General features: G+C 38.1%; 3 protein-coding genes. All 3 read left to right on the forward strand.

Annotated features, from left to right (window positions below; genetic code table 11):
* The first annotated feature begins 304 nt into the window (after positions 1-304).
* Positions 305-1,294: an ABC transporter substrate-binding protein gene (locus ABDZ84_RS08535; RefSeq protein ID WP_026679612.1), complete on the forward strand. Its 990-nt coding sequence runs from the start codon at positions 305-307 to the stop codon at positions 1,292-1,294.
* 66 nt (positions 1,295-1,360) lie between these two features.
* The gene (locus ABDZ84_RS08540) at positions 1,361-2,347 is read left to right on the forward strand and encodes an ABC transporter permease (protein ID WP_026679613.1); all 987 of its coding nucleotides are present in this window, start codon (positions 1,361-1,363) and stop codon (positions 2,345-2,347) included.
* Positions 2,348-3,142 (forward strand): ABC transporter ATP-binding protein, encoded by a 795-nt coding sequence (locus tag ABDZ84_RS08545; RefSeq protein ID WP_343781078.1) that lies wholly within the window; start codon positions 2,348-2,350, stop codon positions 3,140-3,142.
* Positions 3,143-3,459: the final 317 nt, after the last annotated feature.

The raw sequence follows: 3,459 nt of genomic DNA on the forward strand, positions 1-3,459 counted from the left end.
AATAGCTACTAGAGGAAGCGTAAATCTGAGCATGTAGTGATAAGGAATGAGCGAATTTTGCTCCGTTTTTTTACTGAAATATGCGAAGCCTCCTTGAAAAAAGAACGCTTTTTCTGCGCGATGCACCGCTGCCGAATCCTTCCTTATCTATGTACATTTATATACACAATTAACGGAATAATAAAAAAATTATGTAACCTGATAGTTTTTAACTATTAAAAGATTCTGGTTATTTAATAAATTATATGATATAATTCGCTTGACTATTTCTAACGTTAATGAAGTATAAAAAGGGGGAATCGCATTGAAAAGGTTTTTAGGCTTTATAGTTATTCTCGGCATTCTGGCGCTTACAGCATGTGGAAGCGATGAGAACGATGAGGGAACAGCTGCAACAGATGATAAGAGTTATCAAATTGGAGTAAGTCAAATCGTGGAACATCCGTCACTTGATGCAGCTTACGAAGGCTTTCAAGAAGCATTAAATGATGCCGGAATTAACGCCGAATTTGATTTTCAAAGTGCTCAGGGAGATCAGAATAATATTAAACCAATCTCAGATGGGTTTGTAGCAGATAGTGTTGATTTAATTTTTGCTAATTCTACTCCAAGTGCGATTGGTGCCTTGCAGGCTACCCGTGACATACCGATTGTTTTTACCTCGGTAACCGATGCTGTAGAAGCAGGTTTAATAAAAACCATGGAAGAACCTGGTGATAATATAACTGGTGTGGTAGACCTTCATCCTGATGCAATTGCAAAGACAGTTGAATTTATAGAAACCTATTTTTCTGATGCAACGGTTGGTATGCTCTATAATGCAGGTGAGCAAAATTCAGTAACGCAGGTCGATGCGGTAAAAACAGCTGCTGAAGGCACCGGAATAACAATTGAAGAAAGAACGGTTGCTACATCTTCTGAAGTTCAGCAAGCTGCTACTTCACTTGTTAGTGATGTTGATCTTTTTTATATTATTACAGATAATACAGTAGTTTCAGCACTAGATAGCGTAGTAGGAGTTGCAAATGATCAGGATATTCCATTGATTGTTGGCGAGCCTGATTCACTAGCTAAAGGTGGATTTGCAACGTTTGGTATTGATTATAATACAATTGGATATCGAACAGGTGAAATGGCAGCAGCAATATTAAAAGGAGATAAAGCCCCAAGTGATTTTCTAGTTGAATACCCACCTGAACTCCAGTTATTTATTAATAAGCAGGCTGCAGAAGAGCAAAATGTAGAATGGAATACAGAATGGGATGAATCAGCGCAGTTTTTAGAAGCTGAATAGACGAATAATAGAGTAGAGCCGGAGATGAGTCTGGCTCTAAATTTTACCTCAAACAGGAGGATTCATATGTTTATATCTTTGTTTGGAGCTGTAGAATCGGGTCTAATCTATGCAATTATGGCATTAGGTGTGTATTTAACCTTTCGTATACTTGATTTTCCAGATCTAACTGTGGATGGCAGCTTTGTTACTGGAGGTGCTGTAGTAGCGCTTTCCATTATGAATGGTGTTTCACCAATTATTGCAACGATACTTGCAGCTGCAGCGGGCTTCATTGCTGGATGTTTTACAGGGTTGCTACATACAAAGGGGAAAATTAATGCTTTACTTTCGGGAATACTTATGATGACAGCGCTTTATTCTATTAATTTACGGATTATGGGGCAGCCTAATTTATCTATTATAAATGAGAATGTCGTATTTGATTCCATTAATTCACTAATTGAGAACACCGGGATCACTACGTTATTAAACAATTTATTAGCAGTAGTCGGTATTGAACAATTTCCACCTACTTGGGGTATTGTAATCCTTATGGTTGTGGTTACGCTTATGATTAAAGTATTAACTGATTTTTATTTGAAAACAGAGGTAGGTCTTGCACTGCAGGCTATCGGTGACAATAAACAAATGATTCGGAGTCTGTCAGCTAATACAGATTCATTAACCATTATTGGTGTTGGTATCTCTAATGGTATGGTAGCCCTTGCTGGGGCTCTGATCGCTCAACAAGGTGGATTTGCTGATGTTGGTATGGGTATTGGTATGATTGTTATTGGACTTGCTTCTGTTATCATCGGAGAAGCGTTATTTGGTAAAAAAACAGTGGCAAGAGCTACTTTTGCTGTTATCGGTGGAGCAATTATTTATCGGATTATCGTTACGATGGCATTACGCATCGACTTTATGGATACAGGAGATATGAAATTAATGACCGCGCTAATCGTTATTCTTTCTTTAGTAACGCCTAAAATACTACAAGCTAGAAAAGAGAAAAAGCGCCGACTATTAAAACAAAGGCAGCTTTATCCATTGAAAAAGGAGGTCTCGTAAATGCTTAAGCTAGCTAACATATCCGTCACGTTTAACGAACAGACTCCTGACGAAAAAAAGGCATTGCAAGATATTCAATTAGAACTGGATAAAGGTGATTTTGTAACAGTAATCGGAAGTAATGGAGCAGGAAAGTCGACTTTAATGAATGTAATTGCAGGACAAATTATACCTGATGTAGGTGATGTCTTTATAAATCGTCAACAAGTTGCTCATTTGCCAGAGTATAAGCGTTCTACTTTTATTGGCAGGGTTTTTCAGGACCCGATGGCAGGTACAGCTCCTTCCATGACGATAGAAGAGAATCTAGCAATGGCACTTGGTAGGATTCATAAGCGAAAATTAAGACTTGGAGTAACAAAAAACAGGAAATCTACCTTCAAGGAAGTACTAAGTTCCCTGAATTTAGGATTAGAGAATCGATTAACTGCAAAGGTTGGTCTGCTATCTGGTGGTGAAAGACAAGCATTATCGCTGTTAATGACAACTTTTACAGAACCGGAAATATTGTTATTGGACGAACATACTGCGGCGTTAGATCCATCCAGAGCTGCACTGATTACAGAATTAACGGGAGAGGTCGTTCAAAAATTTAATCTTACAACCTTAATGGTGACACATAATATGCAGCAAGCATTGGATTTAGGCAATCGATTAATTATGATGGATAAAGGTCAAATTATTTATGATGTAAGTGGAGAAGAAAAACAAAGATTAACGATTGAAGATTTACTACAGGAGTTCAGACGTATTCGTGGAACACAATTAGATAACGATCGTGCAGTGTTAAGTTAAATTGTTAAATACTCAAATCGGCTTTAATATAAGTCGTCTTTTTTTTGGGGGCTAGGAAATAAAATTTGAGCCTATGGATATATGGGCGTGTTGAGCCGCGTCCAGCCGCATGCGGCCAGTAACGAGGCGACTTCACGAATCGCTCTAATCTAAGTCATCATCTGCTCACAAGCTTCCGTGATTCCTTTATCTACGTTGACTAGAATCCAGTCACTACGTTTCTAACCGGGCGCTTGCGTTTTTGTTCAAAGTTAAGAAAGTATAAAATCAGTGCAATGACTGCGTTAAGCCAAGTAGTTATTTTGAAATGGTTGATG

It is taken from the genome of Virgibacillus salarius (genome assembly GCF_039521925.1).
Classification (GTDB): Bacteria; Bacillota; Bacilli; order Bacillales; family Amphibacillaceae; genus Virgibacillus; species Virgibacillus salarius.